Source organism: Nocardia violaceofusca NBRC 14427, assembly GCF_963869435.1.
Classification (GTDB): Bacteria; Actinomycetota; Actinomycetes; order Mycobacteriales; family Mycobacteriaceae; genus Nocardia; species Nocardia aobensis.
The window spans coordinates 249,540-266,374 of sequence record NZ_CAWMPM010000001.1 but is presented as its reverse complement, the minus strand read 5'-3'; the positions used below and the strand labels follow the sequence as shown (position 1 = coordinate 266,374).

At 69.5% G+C, this 16,835-nt stretch carries 13 protein-coding genes; 8 read left to right on the top strand and 5 right to left on the bottom strand.

The window, feature by feature from the left end; genetic code table 11:
- Window positions 1-55: 55 nt before the first annotated feature.
- On the top strand, window positions 56-685 hold the full coding sequence (locus AC5592_RS01310) for a class I SAM-dependent methyltransferase (RefSeq protein WP_084506264.1): 630 nt from the start codon (window positions 56-58) through the stop codon (window positions 683-685).
- Between the two features lie 992 nt (window positions 686-1,677).
- On the opposite strand, the gene AC5592_RS01305 is transcribed toward AC5592_RS01310, so the two are convergent.
- Both AC5592_RS01305 and AC5592_RS01300 read right to left on the bottom strand, forming a co-directional pair.
- Complete coding sequence (locus AC5592_RS01305) at window positions 1,678-2,682, bottom strand: alpha/beta hydrolase fold domain-containing protein (protein ID WP_063920229.1); 1,005 nt, start codon at window positions 2,680-2,682, stop codon at window positions 1,678-1,680.
- A gap of 2 nt (window positions 2,683-2,684) precedes the next feature.
- Window positions 2,685-4,697 (bottom strand): CocE/NonD family hydrolase, encoded by a 2,013-nt coding sequence (locus AC5592_RS01300; protein WP_232329143.1) that lies wholly within the window; start codon window positions 4,695-4,697, stop codon window positions 2,685-2,687.
- 309 nt (window positions 4,698-5,006) lie between these two features.
- Between AC5592_RS01300 and AC5592_RS01295 the strand changes: the two genes are divergently transcribed.
- The 6 genes from AC5592_RS01295 (at window position 5,007) to AC5592_RS01270 (ending at window position 10,364) form a co-directional block, all read left to right on the top strand.
- Entirely contained in the window at window positions 5,007-5,312 is a 306-nt protein-coding gene (locus tag AC5592_RS01295) for a calcium:cation antiporter family protein (RefSeq protein WP_063820372.1), read from the top strand.
- 8 nt (window positions 5,313-5,320) lie between these two features.
- Entirely contained in the window at window positions 5,321-5,761 is a 441-nt protein-coding gene (locus tag AC5592_RS01290; RefSeq protein ID WP_232329142.1) for a calcium:cation antiporter family protein, read from the top strand.
- An 84-nt stretch (window positions 5,762-5,845) separates the two neighbouring features.
- Entirely contained in the window at window positions 5,846-6,682 is an 837-nt protein-coding gene (locus AC5592_RS01285) for an SCO6745 family protein (RefSeq protein WP_232329141.1), read from the top strand.
- A 214-nt stretch (window positions 6,683-6,896) separates the two neighbouring features.
- Window positions 6,897-8,234 carry a phosphoribosyltransferase family protein gene (locus AC5592_RS01280; RefSeq protein WP_063063189.1) on the top strand — a complete coding sequence of 446 codons (1,338 nt, stop codon included), beginning with the start codon at window positions 6,897-6,899 and terminating at the stop codon, window positions 8,232-8,234.
- A gap of 175 nt (window positions 8,235-8,409) precedes the next feature.
- A complete protein-coding gene (locus AC5592_RS01275) occupies window positions 8,410-9,873 on the top strand; it encodes a bifunctional aminoglycoside phosphotransferase/ATP-binding protein (RefSeq protein ID WP_036507651.1) in 1,464 nt (487 codons plus the stop codon).
- Window positions 9,870-10,364, top strand: a complete 495-nt coding sequence (locus AC5592_RS01270; protein ID WP_051025320.1) for a GNAT family N-acetyltransferase — start codon at window positions 9,870-9,872, stop codon at window positions 10,362-10,364. Before AC5592_RS01275 ends, AC5592_RS01270 begins: the two co-directional genes overlap by 4 nt.
- A gap of 12 nt (window positions 10,365-10,376) precedes the next feature.
- On the opposite strand, the gene AC5592_RS01265 is transcribed toward AC5592_RS01270, so the two are convergent.
- Window positions 10,377-11,327, bottom strand: a complete 951-nt coding sequence (locus AC5592_RS01265) for a 1-phosphofructokinase family hexose kinase (RefSeq protein WP_063063188.1) — start codon at window positions 11,325-11,327, stop codon at window positions 10,377-10,379.
- A gap of 189 nt (window positions 11,328-11,516) precedes the next feature.
- On the opposite strand from AC5592_RS01265, the gene AC5592_RS01260 reads away from it, so the two are divergent.
- On the top strand, window positions 11,517-14,240 hold the full coding sequence (locus AC5592_RS01260) for a cation-translocating P-type ATPase (RefSeq protein ID WP_083871387.1): 2,724 nt from the start codon (window positions 11,517-11,519) through the stop codon (window positions 14,238-14,240).
- A 40-nt stretch (window positions 14,241-14,280) separates the two neighbouring features.
- Here AC5592_RS01260 and AC5592_RS01255 read toward each other — a convergent pair whose 3' ends face one another.
- Together AC5592_RS01255 and AC5592_RS01250 are read right to left on the bottom strand one after the other, a co-directional pair.
- Complete coding sequence (locus AC5592_RS01255; RefSeq protein WP_036508156.1) at window positions 14,281-15,618, bottom strand: wax ester/triacylglycerol synthase family O-acyltransferase; 1,338 nt, start codon at window positions 15,616-15,618, stop codon at window positions 14,281-14,283.
- Window positions 15,619-15,786: 168 nt separating this feature from the next.
- Window positions 15,787-16,713, bottom strand: a complete 927-nt coding sequence (locus tag AC5592_RS01250; protein WP_036508154.1) for a universal stress protein — start codon at window positions 16,711-16,713, stop codon at window positions 15,787-15,789.
- Between the last annotated feature and the right edge of the window lie 122 nt (window positions 16,714-16,835).

The following is a 16,835-nucleotide window of genomic DNA, read 5'->3' as shown; positions in this document are numbered from 1 at the left end:
TTATGGCCCGAACGGGCCATGACGCGAAGGGCCGCCGCCCGCCACACTCGTTCACATGACCACCGCAACTCTCGGCCAACGCTTCTTCGCCAGCTGGTATCCGGGCTTCATGTCCCGCGTCGAACGTGCCGGACAGGCCGATCTGCGCCGGGCCCAGCTCTCCCACGCCTCCGGTCGCACCCTCGAAATCGGGGCCGGCGACGGACTGTCCGTCTCGCATTACCCGGACAGCCTGGACGAACTCGTCCTGCTCGAACCGAATCCGGCACTGCGCGCCCGATTGACGGCACGCGCCGACAGCCTCACCGGGCCCGTCACCGTCGTGGACGGCGACGCGCACCGGCTGGATTTCCCGGCGGCCAGTTTCGATACCGTCACCGCGTCGCTGGTGTTCTGCTCGGTGCGCGACCCGGCCCGGGCGCTGCGCGAGGTGCATCGCGTGCTGCGGCCCGGCGGCCGGTTCCTGTTCCACGAACACGTCCGCGGCACCGGCCTGCGCGCCGGCGTCCAGGATGTGCTGACACCGCTGCAACGACGCCTCGCGGACGGCTGCCACGCCAATCGCGACTTCGAAAGCCTGCTCGCGGCAGCGGATTTCGCTATCGAGGACATCGCGCACACCCGGATGCCGACGATGATGCCGACCATCGTGCCCCTCGTCGTCGGCACCGCGCGCCGACGGTGAGCGCTGCGCCTGGTTCGCCTCGTCGTCCACGTCGTCGAATTCGAAACGCAAGGCGTCGACGCAGCGTTCGTATTTGGCGACCAGATCCGCTTCGCTGTCGGCGCCGATGAAGATGTCCGCCAGTTCGTAGCTGTAGCTGTCCTGCGCGGGCATCTTCGACAGCCGGATTCCTTCGGCGGGAACCACTTCGATGGTGACGCCGGGAATGTCGTCCTGGATCCGCTCGATCTCCGCGGACGTGGGAACTCTGGTCACGATCCCGTCGGAGAAACGGCGGCAGTAGCATTTGGCGGCGATGTCGTAGCGGCCCTGTCCCTTCGGCAATCGCGGATCGAGGCCGAGGCCCAGACGCACCATGCAGTGGTGATTGGGCACACCGTCCACGGCGTAGAACATGTCTGCGTGTGACTGCGAATGGCGGGCGTTGATCTCGAGCACCGACACCCGTCCGGTTTCCGGCTCACAGAAGAATTCGATGCTGAACGTCGAATTGTCCAGGCCCATCTGCGTGATCACGAGCTCGGAGATATCGGTCATCCGCGCCACGATCTCGGGCGGCAACTGGGACGGATATTGATGCCGGAGGAAACACGGCGTATCCGGGTAGTCGATCGAATCCAGGGCGCCGTTCACGGTGACCTGGCCGCGATAGACATATCCCTCGGTCGCCGCCTGTACGCCGCTCCAATATTTGTGCTCACACTTGACCACCGCCTCGAGATCGGCACTGGGCAATCCGAACCGCTCACACAACATCGGCACCAGGGCGGTCACCGGGAAATCCCAATAGCCGACAACAGCCGCGACATCCCCGTCGAAGCCCTTCAGTGTGTCCTCCGCTTTGTGCAGCAGGTCCTCGATCGGAATCTCACCCTCCTGGGTTTCCTCGATTCCGAGCAACGGGTGGAATCGGTATCGCTGCGCATCCGGAATCAGTTCGAGGGTGCGCAGATTTCCGTCGTCGAGACCGATCACGAAGATGTCGGCAGTACTCACAAGCTTCCTCTTTTCGAAACATCCCCCGTCGGCGCGTACATCGATTCCCCGGTATCCGTCCGAGGCGCCGGGCGTTGTACGAGCCGCACCAGCTGGCGCATCGCGTGGCGGGCCTCGGGCACATCCGAGAGATGCCACGCGTGGAACATCCCCGGATATTCGAAGTACCCGAGGTCGACACCCTCACGCACGCACCGAGCCCGGAAACGGCGAGCATCGGCCAGCAGGATGTCGCGGGTGCCGATGAACAGACTGAGCCGCCCGGGGGTCGCGGCGGGCGCGTTCAGCGGACTGATCATCGGATCGCGCCGGTCGAGCTCGCCCGCGTACAGGCGACCGGCCTCGGCCAGTCCCGCGACGCCGAGATAGGGATCGCACGGATCGAGAGCCCGGGCCATGGGGTCGGTCATGGTGACATCGAGCCACGGGGAGATCATCACGACCTCCTTGGGCGTCACCGCGTCCGTCGCGCCGAGCTCGCGCGCCAGCACCAGCGCCAGCGCGGCACCAGCGGAATCACCCATGAACACCTTGTTCTCCGAGGCGGTGTGCGCGAAGACCTCGTCGTGTACGGCGCGCACCATCGCCACCGTGTCGTCACCGTGGTGCGCGGGGGCCAGCGGGTAGAGCGGCACGGTGACCGTGCACCCGGTCCGGTCGACCAGGCGGGCCAGAAATTTCCAGTGGTCGTGCTGGATCTGGTGGACGTAGGCGCCGCCGTGCAGGTAGAGCACATGGCGGGAGGTGCCGCCCTCGAGCGGCCGAATGGTGTACACGGGCCGGCCCCGCATGTTCCGGCGCGTCACCCAATAGTGGGTGTGCAATTCGGCCGGCGGGCGGTCCCGGTCGGGCCGCTGGCTCTTGCGGATACTCTCCCGCAGCGCTTGCGGGTCGGCAAAGGTCTTGTCCGCGTGCGTCATTCGCATGCCGGCGATCAGCATGCGGCTGCGCAGGCTCGGTTTCGCGTGATTCACCGGTCCTACCGGTTCCAGGTCACACATGGTCACGGGGAATCACCCTCTTCCAGTTCCGCGAGAACATTCGCTGTTCGCCCTCGAATCCGTCGAGTTCGGCATGGACGTAGAAGTCGGTCGGAGTACAGGTGACGCGGGTCCGGGTCTCGGTGCGGGCCCGCCAGTCGCCGCGCGCGAAACTCATCGACCACGACGTTTCCGCTGTGGCGGAACAGAATTCGTCCGCCTTCCAGCTGTAGCGTTCGTGGACGCGGCGGTCGACGTCGAGATCGTGCTCGTCGAAGCGGATCAGGCCGGCGTCCTTGACGATGTCGAGGGCGGATCGGTAGTCGATCAGATCGCGCGAGACCGTCCACTTCTGCTCCCCCGGCCTGATCCGGGTGGTACGCATCGGCTCGGCGCCTTCGGGTTCCTCGAACGGCCGCAGCGACATCGTCGGATTCGGCGATCGGCCGGATCGGCAGCGTCAGGGCGCTGCCCTCGGTGTACACGGTGACGAGGGCGGGTTCCGGCGGCGGCCACGCCAGCGGCCAGTACGACGTCGACAGCGACAACCGGATCCGGTGACCTGCCGGAAAGGCCTGGGCCACGGCATTGAGCTGCACGGTGACGCGGTAGCGCCGCCCCGGTTCCAGCGGTTCCGGTTCGTCGTGCCCGTCGCGGTGGGTCAGATTGAGCATGCCGTAGGTCACCCGGGTCGCGCGGCCGTCCGGGGCGACGTCGGACAGTCTGGCCGCGATCATCGCCACCGGCTTGTCGGCCGACACCTCCAGCGTCACGGTCGGCGCGCCCAGGATCTCGCAGCGTTCGGTCAGCTCGTCGGTGTCGAACACCAGCGAGCCGCCGTCCTCTTCGCGCTGGTCGTAGGGCAGATCCGGGGGCGCGCTGTAGGACGCCCACTTCACGGCGAACTGCCCCACCGACAGCGGCGACTCGACCGCGAGAGCCGCCGGGGACACCGGCTCGTCCGGGCGCGTGATCCGATGACGGGCCAGCGGGTGCGCCACGGCCCTTACGTGCGGCGAGGGCCACGCGGGCTCACCGACCCAGCGGCCGGGCCGCTGCTCGTACGACGTGGACGGCGGGACACTCTCCTGCATCCACGTCCGCAGCATCGGGCCGGCCATCACATCGTTGTCGATATCGCGGAGCCAGTGGTCCCACCAGCGCACCACCTCCTGCAGGTAGCCGATCGCGGGGCCGGGCTCGCCGAGATGGGGGTATTTGTGCGACCACGGGCCGATCAGGCCCTTGCGCGGAACTTCCAGATTCTCGAGCAGCCGAGTGACGGCGTTCGAATAGCCGTCGGCCCAGCCGCTGGAGGCGAGCACCGGAATCTGGACGTCGGCGTAGTTCTCGCAGACCGACGCGCGTCGCCAATAGTCGTCGCGGCGCTGGTGCTCGAGCCAATTCGCGGCCCAGAGGCTGCAGTTCTCCAGCCGCTCCAGCCACATCTCCCGCCATCGGTCGCCGACCAGCGCGGGATCGGGCGGCAGCGTGCTGTAGGCGAACATCGTCGCGGATTCGGCGATGTTGTCCGACAGCAGGGCGCCGCCCATGTAGTGCATGTCGTCGGCATAGCGATCGTCGGTGAACGAGGAGATCACGATCGCCTCGAGGCCCGCGGGTTTGCGGGCGGCCACCTGCAGCGCGTTGAAACCGCCCCAGGAGATGCCCATCATGCCGAGCCGTCCGTTGCACCACGGTTGCGCTGCCATCCAGGCGAGCACCGCTTCGGCGTCGAGGTGCTCCTGTTCGAGGTACTCGTCGGCGAGCACTCCCTCCGACTCGCCGGTGCCGCGCACGTCGACCCGGACACAGCCGTAGCCGTGGCCGGCGAGATACGGGTGGTGAATCGAATCCCGCACCGCGCTCAGGTCCCGCTTGCGATACGGGATGTATTCGAGGATGCCGGGCACCGGGGCGTCGTCGGAGGCGATCGGCCGCCATATCTTGGCGGCCAGCCGCACCCCGTCCGGCATCGGGATCCACACCTGTTCGTCCACGGTGATCTGCTGCGGCATGGACGTCACCGTCCGCATCAGTCCTCCTCGGTTCATATCTCGGTGGCCGGTTCCCGAAGCGGCGTCTCACCGCCGGCCGCCACCGCCCCCGTCGATTACGCACTTCCGGCGGCTACCCGCTCGCGGCCGCACTACACCGGCAGCGCACCCGTTTCTGCGTTTAGCTCGAAACAACCTCTCGTACAGCACTTTTCGATACGCAGGAGCACGCTCGCGGGCGCTTCGCGCCGACGGTGTGAGCTGAGCTACAGCACTCGCCGAGCCGTGGCCAGTGGGGCGGATGAGCACAGTTTGAATCCTGCGCGGCCCGGCTATGACTGCGCCATCATGAGCTCACTGTCTTCCCCGTTGCTCCTGCTGATCTTCCTGGCCTGCGCCGCGGCCATCTGGATGGCCGGTGTGAAACTCTCCGACGCCACCGACGTGTTGTCGCAGCGCTGGCAGCTCGGCGAGGCGCTCGGCGGGGTCCTGCTGCTGGCGATCGCCACCAATCTGCCCGAAATCGCGATCACCTGCCGTGGCACGAGGCCGGCGACGCGCCCGGCGGCCAGGATCAACCGGCCGGGCACTCCACGGCCACGAAAGCCGATCACGCCACCCGCCGGGGGATCGGCACCGGCCGGACGGCGCTGATCTTCGCCGTGGCCGCCGTGGTCACCCTGGTGGCGGGGGTGTACATCGAGCGCAGCGGTGAGGAACTGTTCGGCCGCTGGGGGATGTCGGGAGTGGTGTTCGGCGCGACGGTGCTGGCCGCCGCGACCTCACTGCCGGAACTGTCGACCGGACTGACCTCCACACGAATGGGCGATTACAAACTCGCCGTCAGCGACATCTTCGGCGGAAACGCGTTCCTGCCCGTCCTGTTCCTGCTCGCGACGCTGCTCTCGGGCTCGTCGGTGCTGCCTCGAGCCCACAACACCGACATCTACCTGACCGCCCTCGGCGGCGTACTCACCCTCGTCTACATGGCCGGGCTGGTGTTTCGCCCGCGTCGCCAATGGTTGCGGATGGGCCCGGATTCGCTGACCGTGCTGATCGTGCACATCATCGGCCTCGTAGGCCTCGCGCTCATCCCGGCCTGACGGCGGCTCGGTGGCGGGGCTCCCCGGATGCCTAGGATCGAGGTGATCCACTTGCCGGAGGATGCGAACAGACAAGGGGTGCGGGTGATTTCAGCACGCGAGATGTGGACGTTGTTCGAGCCGATCCACGCGGTGACCTATTTCGCCCCCGAATGCCGGACCGCATTCGAGCAGGCGGGTCTGCGCGGCTTCTGGCGCGGATACTTCGGCGGTCGCTCGGCGCCGTTCGGGCCGGTCGGACCCGGCGTCGTGACAGCGACCTTCTTCGGCTTCTCCCCCGCCATGGTGGCCCGGGCGCTGCCTGGGGTGTGGGAGCTGGCGACGCCGCAGCGCATCCTCGCGGCCCGCTCCGCCGGCGCCCGCGCGGCGCTGCTGCGGCTCGGCGGGAGCGACGACGAGTACGCCGAGGCGGCCGGACTGGCCCAGCGGGCCGCCACAGCGGTCGAGCTCGAAGGGAAACCGCTTGCCGCCGCCAATGCCGACCTGGCCTGGCCCGAGGATCCGCTGTCGATCCTGTGGCAGGCCTGCACGGTGCTGCGCGAGCATCGGGGTGACGGCCATGTCGCGGCGCTGACGACCGCCGGACTGACCGGATGTCAGAGTCTGGCCTGGCGCGCCGCCACCGATTCCGGGCGCGACGTTCTGCAACCGGCTCGCGGCTGGGACGACGAGCAGTGGGATCGCGCGCTCGCGGGCCTCACCGAGCGAGGCTGGCTCGACACCGACGGACGGCCGACCGCGTCGGGTCGCGCGGAATTCGACGAGATCGAAAGGCGCACAGATGTTTTGGCCGCACGCCCCTGGCGCGAGGTCGGGTCCGCGTCGACCGAACGCCTCGCCGAGCTGATGCGACCGCTGGCCCGCGCCGCACATACCGCGATGCCCGAGCGCACCCCCATCGGCACCCTCCCCCGCCCCTGAGCGGGATCGCACGCCCTGAATCGATCTCGCCACCGACGAAATGGTGGCTTTCCTCCCACCGCGGTGGCGCAGCCCCTCCGGTAGCGCGAGTAGGGATCTCCGTTCGCCGAAGAAACTGACCAACGTCCCACGCATCGGAGCCTTCGGCACGATTCGGCGCAGCCGTCGAACGCGGATAGTGGCCGTATACGAACCGATGTGCAAGAGGTATTCGATGGTGTTTCGTGATCGCGTCGACGCGGGCAGCCGGCTCGCGACGCGTCTGATCGCCCTGCGTGACACCGATGTCGTCGTCCTGGCCCTGCCGCGCGGCGGAGTACCGGTCGCCTTCGAAGTGGCACGGGCATTGCGCGCACCGCTGGATGTCCTGGTGATCCGCAAGCTGGGCGTCCCCTATCAGCCCGAACTCGCCTTCGGCGCGGTCGGTGAGGACGACACCCGCGTACTCAACACGCTGGTCGTGCGCCGCACCGGGCTGTCCGAGGACGACATCGACGCGGTACAGCAGCGCGAACGCACGGAACTGGCGCGTCGGGTGGACATATACCGGCAGGGGCGCGCCGGACCGTCGCTGCGTGGCCGGACCGTGGTGCTGGTCGACGACGGCATCGCGACGGGGGCCACCGCCCGCGCCGCCTGCCGCGTGGCCCGTGCCCGCGGCGCCGCCCGTATCGTCCTGGCCACTCCCGTCGCCGCACGGGAGGCACTGGCGTCGCTGCGGCCGGAAGCCGACGACATCGTCTGCCTGAAAACGCCACTGCTCTTCGACGCGGTCGGCCAGTGGTACCGGCACTTCGGACAGACCAGCGACGACGAAGTCGTCGATCTGCTCGCCCGGGCGGCCCTCGCCGCCCGCGAACGGCCCCGAGTGGCCGAGTCCGGCGATCCGCCGCTGGTCGACGACGACGTCACCATCACCGTCGGGGAAGCCGAACTGAACGGCCACCTGATGGTTCCGGAAGCCGCGACGGGCATGGTCGTCTTCGCCCACGGCAGCGGCAGCAGCAGGCACAGTCCACGCAACCGATTCGTCGCCACCTCTCTGCAGCGGGCCGGACTCGGAACGCTGCTGTTCGACCTGCTCACCCCCGCCGAAGAGTTCGAGCGCGCCAACGCCTTCGCCATCGGTCTGCTGGCGAATCGGCTGGCAGGTGTCACGCGGTGGCTCGCCGGGATGCACTACGCCGACGGCCTCCCGATCGGGTACTTCGGCGCCAGCACCGGGGCCGCGGCCGCGCTGCGGGCGGCCGCCGATCCGGAACTGAAGATCGCCGCCGTCGTCTCCCGCGGCGGCCGGCCCGACCTCGCCGACCTCTTCCTGACCGCCGTGCGAGCGCCGACCCTGTTGATCGTGGGTGGAAACGACCCGGCGGTGATCGAACTGAACCGGTTCGCCCAGCGAGCGATGGCGTGCGAGACACGCATCGAGATCGTGCCCGGCGCCACCCATCTGTTCGCCGAGCCCGGCGCGCTGGCAGCCGTGGCCGACCTTGCCCGCGACTGGTTCCGGACCCATTTCCGCGCGTCGACGACCGGCCGCGCACGGCCATGACCGGACGTTCCGCCGCACCGTCCGCCCCTCCCCGAAGTCCTTGACAGTCCCCGGGTTTCCGGCGTCTCCTGCGCGACCGGCATCGAACACATCGACACACCACGGGCCGCATGGTCCGCATTCCGGTGACTTTGGTCCATCACGAATTCCGCGGTCATCGGCGACGCTGGTACCGATGGAGACCAACGATCCCTTCGCCGCGCTCGCCGAGACGCATTCGGCGGTGGTGGTGCTGTTCGGCGACCGGGCCTACAAGATCAAGAAACCGGTACGGACCGACTTTCTCGACTTCTCCACGCGGGCCGCGCGCGAAGCCGCGTGCCGCCGCGAACTCGAGCTCAATCGGCGGTTCGCTCCCGATGTGTACCTCGGCATCGGGCACCTGTCCGATCCGACGCGGGATGCGGACGAACCGGTGCTGCTGATGCGCCGGCTCCCCGATGCCGCCCGGTTGTCGCGCCGCCTCGACGATCCGGCCGTCGCCCGCGACATCCTGTCGGTACTGGTGCGCGATGTGGCCGCCTGGCACGACCGGGCGCCGACCGGGCCGGCGATCGATCGCGCGGCGACGGTGCCGGCGGTTCGGGAGCGCTGGACGTCGTTGCTGTCCGGGATGACCCATCCCCCGATCGAACCGGCTGCGGTGCGGGAGCTGACCGAACTGGCGATGCGCTACCTCGACGGACGGAAGGCGCTGTTCGACAAGCGCATCACCACCGGGCGCATCGTCGACGGCCACGGCGATCTGCGCGCCGACGACATCTTCGTCACCGACGACGGCGTGCGGGTCATCGACTGCCTCGACTTCGACGACGAACTCCGCCACGTCGATCGGCTCGACGACATCTGCTTTCTGGCCATGGATCTGGAACGCCTCGGGTACCCGGACCTCGGCCGTGCCGTCGTGGAGGACTATCTCCGAGCGACCGGCGACCCGGCGCCGGACTCGTTGTACCACCACTACATCGCCTATCGCGCGGCGGTGCGCGCGAAGGTCGACTGCGTGCGGTACGAGCAGGGGGAACGGCGAGCGGCGGCGGGTGCGGTGCGGCACGTCGAGGTCGCCCTGCGACACCTCGCCGCCGGCGCGGTGCGCCTCGTGCTGGTCGGTGGCCTACCGGGCACCGGCAAGTCGACGATCGCCCGCCGCCTGGCCGCAGCGACCGGCGCGATCCTGTTGTCCAGCGACCACATTCGCGCCGTCGCGCGCGCCGAAGGCGTCCTGGACGGCGCGACCGGCGAATACGACCACGGCGCCTACACCCCCGCCGCGCGCGACCACGTCTACACGGTGATGTGCGCCGAGGCGCAGACCCTGCTCGCCGCCGGCCGCTCGGTCGTTCTGGACGCCAGCTGGATCGACGATACGCAACGACGGCGCGCAGCTCGGCTCGCCACCGACACCTGCGCCGATCTCATCGAACTCTGTTGTAGCGCACCGGCATCCGTGGCCGCCGCGCGCATCGCGGCGCGCACCGGATCAGAATCCGACGCCACACCCACCGTCGCGGCCGCCATGGCCGCGGATCGCGACCCGTGGCCCGGTGCGGTGGTACTGGACACCACCGCACCGGTCGACGAGACCACCGAGGCCGCGCTGCGCAGCTATCGGCGGACGAGCGAACGGGAGCCCTCATGACCGCGGAGCCGACCGTCGACCTCACCGACGTCACCTATCGCCGCCTCACCCCCGCCGACAGCGACGCGGTCCGGGACCTGCACGCGACGCTGACCCACCGCGACGGCTACTACCGCTTCTTCGGCGCGCGGCCGAAACACCTCGAACAGCTGGCCGCCGCCATGTCCATGAACGACCCGAAGCACTGCGCTTTCGGCGCGTTCACCGAGAATCGTCTGATCGGCGTGGCGAACTACGTCGTGCTGCCCGACACCGACTGCGCCGAGGTGGCCATGGTCGTGGCCCACGAGGACCAGCAGTCCGGTATCGGCACCGCGCTGCTGACGCGCCTGGCAGAGGACGCCCGACGGCACGGCATCGGCCGGCTCGCGGGCGACATCATGGCCACGAATTCGAAGATGATGCAATTGCTGATGGACATCGACCTGCCGATGTCGGCCCATCGCGACGACGACGTCGTCCACGTCGTCCTGCGGCTCGGAAAACAATAGGCGGCCGGGTGGTCACCCCATTTCGGCTACCGGCGCCGCGGCCCGCGTCTGCTCCTCGTACAGCTGCTCGATCCGGGAGCGCAGCCCGGGCGCGGTTCCCGAGGTGGTCAGGGCAGCGGTCGCCGCGGCGATACCCAATCGAATCGCGTCGTCGAGCCCGTAGCCCCGCGCCGAGCCGACGGCGATACCGCCGACCATCGCGTCCCCCGCGCCGATCCCGCTGCGCACCGGCACCGGTATCGGGGCAAACCAATGCGATCGCTCGGCGGTGACCGCCAAAACCCCCTCGGCGCCGAGCGAGACGACGACGACCTCGGCGACCGAGGCGTTCACGAGTTCGCGCGCCGCGGCGACCTGTGCGTCGCGATCGGGCAGCGCACGACCGACCAGCTGCGCGAGCTCCCGCACGCTCGGCTTGATCAGGAAGACTCCGCGCCGGATCGCCCGCAGCGCGGCGCCAGAGGTGTCGAGGATCATCGGAACACCCTGTGCCGCAGCTACATCGGCGAGGATCTGATAGAAATCGGATTCGACCCCGGGCGGGAGGCTGCCGCTGGCGACCACGTAATCCGCTCCGGGCGCGTAGTGCTCCACCGCTGCCAGGCAGCGGTGCTGTTCGGCCGGTGTCAGCCGCGGGCCCGGGAAGACGAACCGGTACTGCTCCCCGGTGTCGTCGGCGAACACGGCCACATTCTCCCGGCTCGGCTCGGCGGTCGCCACGGCATGGGAGGGGACACCCGCCGCGCGCACCAATTGCTCGAGGAAGACACCGGTGTGCCCGCCCGCGGGATAGATCGCGGTGACGGGCTCACCGAGCGCCGCCACCGTGCGAGCCACATTGATACCGCCGCCGCCCGGGTCGAATCGCGGTGCGCTGCATCGCATCTTGTCGGTCGGCAGGACCCGGTCCGTGCGGGCGGCACTATCGATCGCGGGATTCATCGTGAGCGTGACGATCGGCATACGATCCATCTCACGGGATCGGCGGACCGCCGAGTAGGGCATTCCGGTCGGCCACGGTGGTGACCGAAGTCCCGTGTCCCGCGCGAGCGCTGCTCCTACAGTCGAAGACGAGCGACGTCACCAACCCGGCCGCTGCCGGAGGGAGGCATCATGGTCCGCAGCACCGCACGACGGCCCGGCTGATCGACCGTGCTCGACTCCGTCTCCCCGGATACCGACCACGCGGCCGAGGTGCCCGCTCGGGTCGAAGCCACCGAACCGCTGGACCTGCTGCTGCGGGATCTGCGCAGCTCCCGCGACGGCCTGTCCACCCGTGAGGCGCAACGCCGCCTGATTCACGCGGGGCCCAACACACTGCGGCGCCGGGGCACCCGGCAATGGCCGCGACAACTGTTGCGCCAGTTCACCCACCCACTCGCGCTGCTGCTGTGGGCCGCGGCGGCGCTGGCGTTCTCCGTCGGCATCGAAGCGGTGGCGATCGCGATTCTGTCGGTGATCGTGCTCAACGCCGTCTTCGCCTTCGTTCAGGAACGCCACGCCGAACATGCCGTCGAGGCGTTGGCCGCATTCATTCCGTTGCACGCCACCGTTGTTCGCGACGGGTCGCGCCGGAGCGTCGACACCGCCGACCTGGTGCCGGGCGATGTGCTGATCGTCTCCGAAGGGGACAAGATCTCGGCCGATGCCCGCCTGCTCGACGGCACGGTCGAAGTGGATATGTCGGCGCTGACCGGTGAATCGGTGCCGGTCCACCGCGGCGCCGGGCCGGTCGATTCCACCGTGCCGTTACTGCAGGCCACCGACGTGATCTTCAGCGGCACGGCATGCACCCAGGGCGAAGCGTCCGCGGTCGTGTTCGCCACCGGTATGCGCACCGAACTGGGCCGGATCGCCTCGCTGTCGGAGCGGGTGCGCACCGAGGAGAGTCCGCTCGAACATCAGGTGCGGCGGGTGGCGTGGCTGATCGCGGCGATTTCGGTCCTGCTCGGCGCAGCGTTCATTCCGCTCGCGATCTTCGGGGCCGGGCTGCCGTTCCTCGACGCGGTGATCTTCGCCGTCGGGCTGCTGGTCGGCAACGTGCCCGAGGGTCTGCTGCCGGTGATCACCCTGGCCCTGGCCATCGGGGTGCGTCAGCTGGCGGCTCGCGGCGCGGTGGTCAAACGGCTGTCGGCGGTCGAGACGCTGGGATCCACGGACGTCATCTGCACCGACAAGACCGGAACCCTGACCGAGAACCGGATGCGGGTGATCACCGTCGCCACCACCGCCGGTGACACCGACCCCTTCGCCGCCGCCGCGGCAGTGGAACCGGTGCGCCGGGCGGCACGGGCGATGGCACTCTGTAACAATGCCCATCCGTCGCCGAGCGGCGGGCTCGCCGGCGATGCGACCGATATCGCCGTCCTCGCCGCGGCGGCGGCCCTCGGTCCGGCGGCCGCGGATGGACATCGCTTGCGGCAGTTCGCCTTCGACTCGGTGCGCAAACGCATGTCCACCCTCGACGACGCCCGCGGTGTGCACACCGTCCACGTGAAGGGGGCGCCGGAGACCGTCGTCCCGCTGTGCACGGCGGAGGTGGCGCCGGACGGAACCAGCCGCCCGCTGACCGAGCGGCGGCGCGCCGACGTTCTCGCGACCGTCGACGCGCGGGCTCACGACGGGTACCGGATGCTCGCCGTCGCCGACCGGCCGCTACCCACGGGCCGCCCGGATCCAGCGACACCCGCCGCGGCGGAATCCGATCTCACCCTGCTGGCGGTCGTCAGCATCGTCGATCCGCCACGCCGGGAGGTCCCCGAGGCCGTCGCCCGCTGCCGCACCGCGGGAATCCGGATCGTCGTCATCACCGGCGATCACGGGGCGACCGCCGCCGCCGTCGCCCGCCAGGTCGGCATCGTGCACGGCACCCCGAGCATCGTCACAGGACCCGAACTGGACGCCATGAGCGAGGCCCAGCTGGACGAACTTCTCGCCGGTGCCGACGAGGTGATCTTCGCCCGGTCCTCCCCCGAGGCCAAACTGCGCATCGCCGACGCCTTACGCGAGACCGGACACGTGGTGGCCATGACCGGCGACGGCGCCAACGACGCACCCGCCCTGCGGCGCGCGGACATCGGAATCGCCATGGGCCGCAGCGGAACCGACGTCGCCCGCGAGGCGTCGACGATGGTGCTCACCGACGACGACTTCGCCACCATCGCCGCGGCGGTCGAGTCCGGACGCCGGGTCTACGACAACATCCGCAAGTTCATCTTCTACATCTTCGCCCACGCCACTCCCGAGGTGCTGCCGTTCCTGGTGTTCGCGCTGTCCGGCGGCGCGGTGCCCGTTCCGCTGACGGTGCCGTTGCTGCTCACCTTCGACGTGGGCACCGAAACGCTTCCCGCCCTCGCGTTGGGCCGCGAACGCGCCGAGCCCGGCATCATGCGCCGACCGCCGCGACCCCGCGGCGAACCGGTGATCCGGCGCCGGATGTTGTTGCGTGCCTGGCTGTTTCTGGGACTCGTGTGCGCCCTGCTGGCCCTGGCCGGATTCTTCGCCGTCCTGCTCTCGGCGGGCTGGCATCCGGGCGATCCCACCGGGCTCGGAACCGCGCTGCATCATGCCTACCGGCAGGGCGTGACGACGCTGTTCGTCGGTATGGTCGCGGGCCAGATCGGCACTGCCTTCGCGGCCCGCACCGAACGCGCGTCGCTGCGGTCGATCGGAGTGTTCTCGAATCCGATGCTGTTATGGGGCATCGGTTTCGAGCTGGCGCTGACCGCCGCGGTGGTCTATGTGCCGCCGCTGCAGGACGTCCTCGGGACCGCCGCACTCGCGCCCTGGATGATCGCGTTCGTCGTCCCGTTCCCGTTCATCGTGTGGGGGTGCGACGAGGTGTATCGGTGGGTGTTGCGCCGCCGAGGTGCCTGAGTTGTCGCGCGCTTGCCCTGTCGAGGGATGTGCGGCGAGTTCAGGCGGTGGCGCGAGCGCGAGCCAGCAGTGTCTCGATCTCGTCGGTGACCGCCGCCGGGATCAGCTCGATATCGGGGGTGGTGTCGTAGTCGCCGGTGATGCCGAAGGTGAACTGACCGGCGTAGCTCAGCATCGCGACCGTGGTGCGCAGCCGCATGGCTACCGGGATGCCGGGCCAGACCTGCTCGACCTCGCCGCCCGCGATGCTCAGCCGGTGACGAGGTCCCGGGACGTTGGTCGCCAGCGCGCTGATGCCGCGTTGCGGGAAGCGGGTGGCCAGCCGGAACGCCCACGCCGCCATACCCGCGGGAAGCCGGCCGGCCAGCGTCAGCAGCGACGCCTCCGCCTCCGCCTCGCCACGCGCCCGATGGCGGGCGATGCGCTCGTGCACCGTCTGCAGGCGGTGTACCGGATCGGCGACATCGACCGGCAAGGCGGCGATGACGACCGAAACCCGGTTGTCCATCGCGTATTTCGCCTCGGCCGAGCGCATCGAGACCGGTATCACGATCCGCACCGAATCCGCCTGCGGTTCTTCGCCCCGCGCGCTCAGCAGGCGTCGATACGCCCCGGCCAGGGCGGACACCGCGACGTCGTTGACCGTCGCGTCGAACGCGGCACCGATCTCGTGCAGCTGCGCCAGCGAGGTCCGCGCCACCGCATACCGGCGCCGGCGGCCCAGCGGGCCGTTGAGCGATGACGTCGAGGTGGGGACCACGGTATCGCGCAGTACCGGAACCAGCGTGCGTGCCGTGCTGACGGCGAAACGGGAAGCGGTGTACGGCAATCGGATCACGGTCCGCGCCGTGGCCCGCAGACTCACGGTGGTGTCCGGCGGCGGCACCGGCAGCTCGGACGGGGACTCCGGCTCCTCGTCGCAGAGACCTTCGAAGACCGTGATGCCGGCGATCCCGTCGACCATGCTGTGGTGCGCCTTGACGATCACCGCCCACCGGTCCCCGGCGAGATTGTCGACCACGACGACCTGCCAGAGCGGATGTTCGCGATCGAGGCGGCGGGCGAGCTCCTCCCCCACCAGCTCGCGCAGGGCCCCCTCGTCGCGGGGGCCGGGCAGCGCCGCCCACCGGACGTGGCGTGACAACCGAAAATCCGGGTCGTCCTCCCAGCTCGGCGCCGTGATGTCCAGCGGTGTGCGCCGCATCCGCTGACGCAGACGCTCGTTCCGGCCCAGCGCCCGGGTCACGGTCTCCTCGAACCGTTCCCGGCTGGGCACCGGACCGGCGACGATCGCGATCGCGGCGATGGCGATGTTGACGTGGCGGTCGCTGTCTTCCAGCTCCATGAAACCCGTGTCCAGCGGTCCGAATTCGCTCATGGTGGTGGCCCGTTCCGAAACATGCCGGCGATCTGCCGAGCTGGTGGGTTCAGTCTCGCGCGCTCCGCCGCGTCACCGGCAGATGCGAAGGTAGCCGCCGCGAGTGACGAAAGGCGACACCCCGCGGGCAGTGCTGCTCTGGCGAGAACAACCGGTGGCGCGAGCGCGTCACGGGTGCGGATGGACGACCAGGACCGGGCACCAGGCGTGCTGCACCAGGGCATGGGACGTGGAGCCGACCAGCGCGCCGAGCACCGCGCCCCGGCCGCGACTCCCGACCACCAGCAGTTGCGCGGATTTCGACGACTCCAGCAGCACCGCACCGGGATCGGCCAGCGACACCCGACGCGTCACGGCGACCTCCGGATACTTCTCCTGCCAGCCGGCCAGCCGTTCGGCCAGCACGGCACGTTCGCGCACCTCGACCTCGCGAGCCGAATACAGAATGTGCGGATCATCGGCGAACTGCCCGTAGTAGACGTCGTGGCATACGTGCACGGCGACGAGTTCGGCCCCGCGCTCGGCGGCTTCCTCGAAGGCGGCGCCGATGGCCGCCTCGCTGACCGGCCCGCCGTCGACGCCGACCACGACGGGGCCCTCGGTGTGTACGCGGCCCTTCTCGTGCGGATCGGTCCGTACCACCAGCACCGGCCCGGCCGCATGGGCGGCCACTGCCGACATCGTCGACCCGAAGTGGCCGGGCAGCCGGTGCGTGCCGTGGGCCGCGAGCACCACCGCGTAGGCCGACACACTGGCGTTCACCAGCGCCCTGGCGGGATCACGGTCGACGACCTCGGTCGAGATCCGCAGCCCCGGCAGTACTGCCCGGACGCGCTGCGCCGATCGTTCGACCAGCGCCGCACCGCGCTCACGAGCTGCGGAAAGCATGGCGGCCGCCGGCGAATCGAGCGAGCCGATACCGAGCTGAATCCGGTTCAGGTCCAGCGCGTGCACGATGCGCAGTTCCCGTCCGCGCTGCGCCGCCATTCCCGCGGCCCAGTCCACCGCGAGATCGGCGTGCCCGGAACCGTCGACACCGACCACGACGGCCGCCGCGGCGGAATGCCGGATGTCGGAGGCTGGATCGGGGGTCATGGCGCCCTCCTTCCGTGCGACGACCCGCGAGGTGCTCGGCCGTTGTTCTCAACGGTAGAGACGAGGGCCGATGCCGCGATGCGGCCGAAAGTCCTCATCCGACGAATCTCGCCACGCGGTTG